4 protein-coding genes and 1 rRNA gene are annotated in these 6,142 nt (G+C 64.3%); 1 reads left to right on the top strand and 4 read right to left on the bottom strand.

Going from position 1 to position 6,142, the window contains the following annotated elements; translation table 11 throughout:
- Nucleotides 1–886: ribosomal RNA gene (locus HOP12_05625) — 16S ribosomal RNA — on the bottom strand; the annotation flags it as partial.
- A 395-nt stretch (nt 887–1,281) separates the two neighbouring features.
- A complete protein-coding gene (locus tag HOP12_05620; GenBank protein NOT33635.1) occupies nt 1,282–2,529 on the bottom strand; it encodes a tyrosine--tRNA ligase in 1,248 nt (415 codons plus the stop codon).
- Between the two features lie 252 nt (nt 2,530–2,781).
- Here HOP12_05620 and HOP12_05615 point away from each other — a divergent pair, with 252 nt between their 5' ends.
- Nucleotides 2,782–4,869 carry a PBP1A family penicillin-binding protein gene (locus HOP12_05615; protein NOT33634.1) on the top strand — a complete coding sequence of 696 codons (2,088 nt, stop codon included), beginning with the start codon at nt 2,782–2,784 and terminating at the stop codon, nt 4,867–4,869.
- On the opposite strand, the gene HOP12_05610 is transcribed toward HOP12_05615, so the two are convergent.
- Nucleotides 4,866–5,342, bottom strand: a complete 477-nt coding sequence (locus tag HOP12_05610; GenBank protein ID NOT33633.1) for a hypothetical protein — start codon at nt 5,340–5,342, stop codon at nt 4,866–4,868. The genes HOP12_05615 and HOP12_05610 overlap by 4 nt on opposite strands.
- Nucleotides 5,343–5,395: 53 nt before the next feature.
- The coding region (locus tag HOP12_05605) for a thymidine phosphorylase (protein NOT33632.1) at nt 5,396–6,142 on the bottom strand (747 nt) is incomplete at its 5' end.

Raw genomic sequence — 6,142 nt, 5'->3', positions numbered from 1 at the left:
CTTAATGCGTTAGCTGCGGCACTGGAGGGGTCGATGCCTCCAACACCTAGTGATCACCGTTTACGGCTAGGACTACCGGGGTATCTAATCCCGTTTGCTCCCCTAGCTTTCGCGCCTCAGCGTCAGTTACGGGCCAGATGAACGCTTTCGCCACCGGTGTTCCTCCTGATATCTACGCATTTCACCGCTACACCAGGAATTCCTTCATCCTCTCCCGTACTCAAGTCAAGCAGTTTGGGATGCAGTGCCTCGGGTAAGCCGAGGCATTTCACATTCCACTTACCTAACCGCCTACACGCCCTTTACGCCCAGTGATTCCGAACAACGCTTGCTCCCCCCGTGTTACCGCGGCTGCTGGCACGGAGTTAGCCGGAGCTTATTCGTCCGGTACCGTCAAACGACCAGATTGTTCACCTGATCGCATTTCTTCCCGAACAAAAGGAGTTTACGACCCAAAGGCCTTCATCCTCCACGCGGCGTCGCTCGGTCAGGGTTGCCCCCATTGCCGAAGCCTCTCGACTGCTGCCTCCCGTAGGAGTCTGGGCCGTATCTCAGTCCCAGTGTGGCTGACCATCCTCTCAGACCAGCTACCCATCGTCGCCTTGGTGGGCCGTTACCCCGCCAACTAGCTAATGGGACGCGAGACCATCTTCAACCGGTAGCTTATAAATAGAGGCCACCTTTGACCTCAGGATCATGCGATCCCGTGGTCTCATGCGGTATTAGCACTCCGTTAGGAGTGTTATCCCCCTGTTGAAGGCAGGTTTCTCACGCGTTACTCACCCGTTCGCCACTCTACTTGAGGGGTTACCCCCTCTTTCGCGTACGACTTGCATGCCTAATCCACGCCGCCAGCGTTCGTTCTGAGCCAGGATCAAACTCTCCGTGGTCAATTTATAAACGGAGATCATTCACAACAAACCGAAGTCTGCTTGTGAACGGATCAATTGCAAGGTATCCCCGCGAACACGCCAAAATCGCGTGTCTTTGGGGCCTCTCAGGGCTCTTGGAGTCACGTGCGCTATTCAGTTTTCAAAGAGCGAGAAACGTCTAGCGCCTTCTCCCTGCGGAAAAGGCGGACGGGGAAACTACCCATCTGTCGAAACCAAGTCAAACGACTTTTTTCGGGTGGGTTACTTCCCTGCGGCAGGCGCAATATAGGTGCGGCCTCCGAGGCTTGTCAACCCGGCCCCGCGACGGGTCGATTGCGACTGGCTCAAAGCCATAGAAGACAATGGCTTACGGTCTTAATAGAGCCGCTTCGGGACAGGTCCGTCCGCCCTACTTCCCCGCGAATCGCTTCATCTTGCGCCCCGCCCGCAGCACGAATTCTTTGCCCGGATCCACGGCCTGGTCCCAGGAAGTCACGACTTCGCCGTCGATTCGCACGGCTTTCTGCTCGACCAGACGCCGGGCGGCACTCCGGGAGTCGCTGAATCCAGCCGCCATCAACGCGTCAATGATGATCGGAGCGGCGGGCTTCGCAGCGAAGTTCAGCAGCGTTTCGCGCGAGAATTCATCGAGATTCTCGGGGACTTCGCGGCGACTGAATTGCGCGTCGAATCCAGCGCGTGCCTGCAGAGCGGCATCCGCGTCGTGATACATCGTCACGATGCGCTCGCCGAGACGCTTCTTGATCGTCATCGGATTGATCGCGGCATCCGCCAGTTCGCGCTCGACCGCGGCGAGTTCGTCAGGCGGCGCATCCGTGACGAGCGCCCAGAAGAGACGCAGCACCGAATCGGGAAGGCTCATCACTTTGCCGAACATCTCGGTCGGAGCGTCCGTGACGCCGATGTAGTTCCCAAGGCTCTTGCTCATGCGCTGCACGCCGTCGAGCCCCGGAAGCACCGGCAGCGTGAGCACCACCTGCGGCTCCTGCCCCGCGAGTCGCTGCAGTTCGCGTCCCACGACCAGGTTGAACTTCTGCTCGGTCGCGCCGAGCTCGACGTCGGCCAGAATGGCGACCGAGTCGTGCCCCTGCATGAGCGGATAGAGCAGCTCGTGCACGCTGATCGGCTGATTCGCCTGCAGACGCTTCGCGAAGTCGTCACGCTCGAGCAGACGCGACACCGTGTACTGAGCCGCCAGCCGGATCACTTCCGCGAACGACATCGGTGCGAACCACTCGCCGTTGCGATGCACCTCGACTGGCAGGCATGGCGGCTGGGGACGCGGGTCCAGCACGCGGTAGAACTGGTCGAGGTAGGTTCGCGCGTTGGCTTCGAGTTCCTGCGCCTCGAGCTGCGGACGTGTCTTGCTGCGGCCGCTCGGATCACCGACCAGTCCCGTGTAGTCGCCGACGATCAGCACCACCTGGTGCCCGAGTTCCTGGAATTGCCTGAGTTTTCGCAGTCCGACCGTGTGCCCCAGATGGATATCGGGCGCGGTCGGATCGAAGCCCTGCTTGACCCGCAGTGGCCTGCCCGCGGCGGCGCACTTGCGCAATCGCTCCAGCAGCGCGCCCTCCGGGAGGATCTCCTCGGTACCGCGGGCCAGAATCTCGAACTGCTGTTCGGGTGCGAGCATGGTTCCTCGATCGGTGCCTCATCACGAATCACGTTGGTCGCGAGCATCGCATTGTAGGAACCGCCTCGCGACCTCGGCAACTCGCACGATTGTCACGCTTCGGTCAGCGCCGAACGCGCCTGCGCCTTGACCGCGCATGCGCTCCTTCCTACGCTCCGCGACGTGACGGATCGCAATTCTACTCTTCCCGAGTTCTCGGACAGGGCAGTTCGAGTCGCGCGGCGATTTCCCTGGAGACTCTTCTTCACGATCGTGGTGGTCGCCCTGTTCGGTGGCGCCGGCGTCGTGTTCGGAGTGGTCCAGTGGTTGCGGCGTGACCTCGCCTCGCCGCAGACGCTCGCGTCGATCCAGCCCGCGGTCAAGACGCTCGTCTACGACGCGCGCGGCCGCGTGATCCACGAGTTCTACAAAGAGAACCGCTCCCCCGTCCCGCTCAAACAGATCCCGCGGCACATCGTGAACGCGACGATCGCGACCGAGGACCGGCGTTTCTACTCGCACTGGGGCATCGACCTGTGGGGCATCGCGCGCGCGGCGGTCACCGACATCATGCAGATGCGGCGCGCGCAGGGCGGCAGCACCATCACGCAGCTGCTGGCGCGGAATCTGTTCCTCTCCCACGAGCGCACGTTCAGCCGCAAGATCAAGGAAGCGGCACTCGCGATCGAGATCGAACGCACGTACTCGAAGGATCAAATCCTGGAGATGTACTTCAACCAGATCTACTTCGGTGAGGGTGCCTACGGCGTAGAGGCCGGAGCCAAGACACTGTTCAACAAACCGCTTCGCGAGCTGAACCTGCAGGAGTCCGCGCTGCTGGCCGGCATTCCGGCCAACCCGAGCCTCTACTCGCCGCGCCGCCGTCCCGCAGCCGCACGCGCGCGCCGTGAAAAGGTGCTGCGCAACATGCTGGTGACCAAGGCGATCTCTCAGGTCGAGTACGACAATGCGGTGCGCGCTCCGCTGGGCGTGACCCCGGTGCGGTACAGCAACGACCGGGCGCCCTACTTCATCGAGATGGTGAGACTTCAGCTCGACGAGAAGTTCGGCTCGAACGCGGTGTACGAGGGCGGATTGCGCGTCTACACCACGCTCGACCTGGACCTTCAGCAGATCGGCGAGCGAGCCCTTGAGAAACACCTCGCCGCGCTCGAGAGCGAGCTCAAGATCAAGCAGAAGCGAGAGAGCTTCGTGCCCGCGATCTCCGACAGCACGCGCTCCGGCCGCACCCCGTATCTGCAGGGCGCGCTGATCGCGATCGATCCACGCACCGGGTACGTGCGCGCGATGGTCGGCGGGCGCGACTGGAATCACAGCAATTTCAATCGCGCGACCCAGGCACAGCGCCAGCCCGGTTCATCGTTCAAGCCGTTCGTGTACGTGGCGGCGATCGACAACGGCTTCCATCCGACCGACGTGATCGTCGACGAGCCGGTGTCGTTCCCGGGCGGCAACGGCAAGGCCTATCAGCCGCTCAACTACGATCGCAAGTTCCGCGGCCCGGTGACGCTGCGCTACGCGCTTCAGCAGTCGATCAACATTCCGGCGATCAAGCTGATGCGCAAGGTCGGCATCTCGCTGGTGGCGAGCTACGCGCGCCGACTCGGGATTCGCACCCCGCTCGGCTCTCAGAACCTGTCGCTGGCACTCGGCAGCAGCGAGGTCACGCTCATCGACCTCACGACCGCGTATGGCGTGTTCGCCAATCGCGGCATCCGCAACGATCCGCTGCTGATCCTCAAGGTCGAGGACGACAAGGGCACGGTGCTCGAGAAGAACACACCGCATCCGGTCGAGGTGTTGTCCGAGGAGACCGCCTCGGTCATGACCTCGATGCTGCAGAGCGTCATGGATCACGGCACGGGGTTCCCGTCACGGACCCGCGGCTTCACCAATCCGGCCGCCGGAAAGACCGGCACCATGGACGACTACATGGATGCGTGGTTCGTCGGCTACACGCCGGCACTCTCATGCGGCGTGTGGGTCGGTTTCGATCAGAAGCGCACGATCGGTCCGGGCATGACCGGCGCACGCGCGGCGCTGCCGGTGTGGACCGACTTCATGATCGGTGCCACGCGCGGGCGCCCGATCGACGAGTTCCCGCTCCCGGTCGGCACGGTGACGCGCGAGATCTGCGCCGAGACCGGCATGCTCGCCACCACCGCGTGCGTGAGCGTCACGAGCGAGATGTTCGGCGAGGGTTCCGAGCCGAGCGAGCTCTGCACGCAACACCCGGGTCCGCCGCTGCGCCCGCTCGAGCCCGGCGTCACGCCGGCACCCGAGAGCCACGGCCCGACCGATACCGAGCGCGCTCCCGAGGACCCAGTCGGCGTTCGCTAGCGGTAGATCGTCTTCACCGCACCCCAGGTGCTCGCAACGGTCGGCACCGGCTGCTCGGGTGGCGGCAGGCCCAGCCCGGGGTAGTCCGCCAGTGGCCGGTTGCGCGAACATGCGTGCGTCCAGATCCCGGTCTGACCGCTGGCGAAGGAGTTGAACGCGAAGACCAGATACGACTCTCCGACTTCGAACGGGAATCCGCACGTGCTCTCGTCCCTCGGGGTGTAGACGTTCACGACGGAGTTGAGCCCGCCCTTCCAGCGAATCGTCGGAGTAAACGTCGCAATTACGTTAAAGCTGTCACTGGTCGGCTGAACACTCGTCACGGTTCCGCCGAACACGTAGTGAGCGATCGCGAATTCCTCGAGCACCGTGCGCTCGTTGGTGCACGAACAGGCGTGCGCCGCGGGGATCCGGGCGACGGCGAATACACCGAGGATCGCGACTGCGATCGACACGCGTTGCGAGTGGTTCATGGGGTCCTCCGGTCGAGCGGATGGGCGCAGCGACGCAGCGATGGTACTCCCGTTCAGCCGATGCGTTCCAGCACCAGTTCGGGGGCGGCGAGCGCCTCGTCCCCGAGCTCGAAGCAGGCTGCAACCCGGCCGGCAACATCGGGATCCGGCCGTGACTGGTGAAGTTCCGCGAGCGGCGCTCCGGCGCTGAACCGGTCTCCGATCCGTGCTCGCACCACGACCCCGACCGCCGGATCGATTGCGTCTTCCTTCGCCCGCCGCCCGGCGCCGAGCTGCACCAGCAGTTCGCCGAGCCCAAACGTGTCGACGCTCCGAACGACACCGCTGCGGGGAGCCGGCACCACTTCGACGATCGCCGCGCGTGCGAGCGCACGACCCGACTCGAGACCGCGCGCGTCGCCGCCCTGCGCCTCGACCAGCGCCATGAAGCGCTCCAGTGCGGCTCCCGAGTCGAGACAGCGCTCGGCGTCGTCACGCGCTGCCCCCAGGCTCGCGGAGGCGCCGGACTCGACCAGCATGGCGGCGGCGAGCTCGAGCGTGAGCGCGCGCACATCGGCGGGGCCGCCGCCGCGCAGCGTCTCGAGCGACTCGGCGACTTCGAGTGCGTTGCCGCACGCCGCGCCCAGCGGCTGGCTCATGTCGGTGACCAGCGCCCGCGCCCGACGCCCCAGCGAGCGCGTGGTCGCGACCAGCCGGGTCGCGAGACTCCGTGCGGTCTCGCGCGACTTCATGAATGCGCCGCTGCCGCACTTGACGTCGTAGACGAGCGCCCCCGCCCCCTCGGCGATCTTCTTGCTCAC

The sequence above is a fragment of the Candidatus Eisenbacteria bacterium genome, from assembly GCA_013140805.1.
In the GTDB taxonomy this organism is placed as follows: domain Bacteria; phylum Eisenbacteria; class RBG-16-71-46; order RBG-16-71-46; family RBG-16-71-46; genus JABFRW01.
The sequence above is the reverse complement of the archived record's forward strand: the minus strand, read 5'-3'. Positions and strand labels throughout refer to the sequence as shown.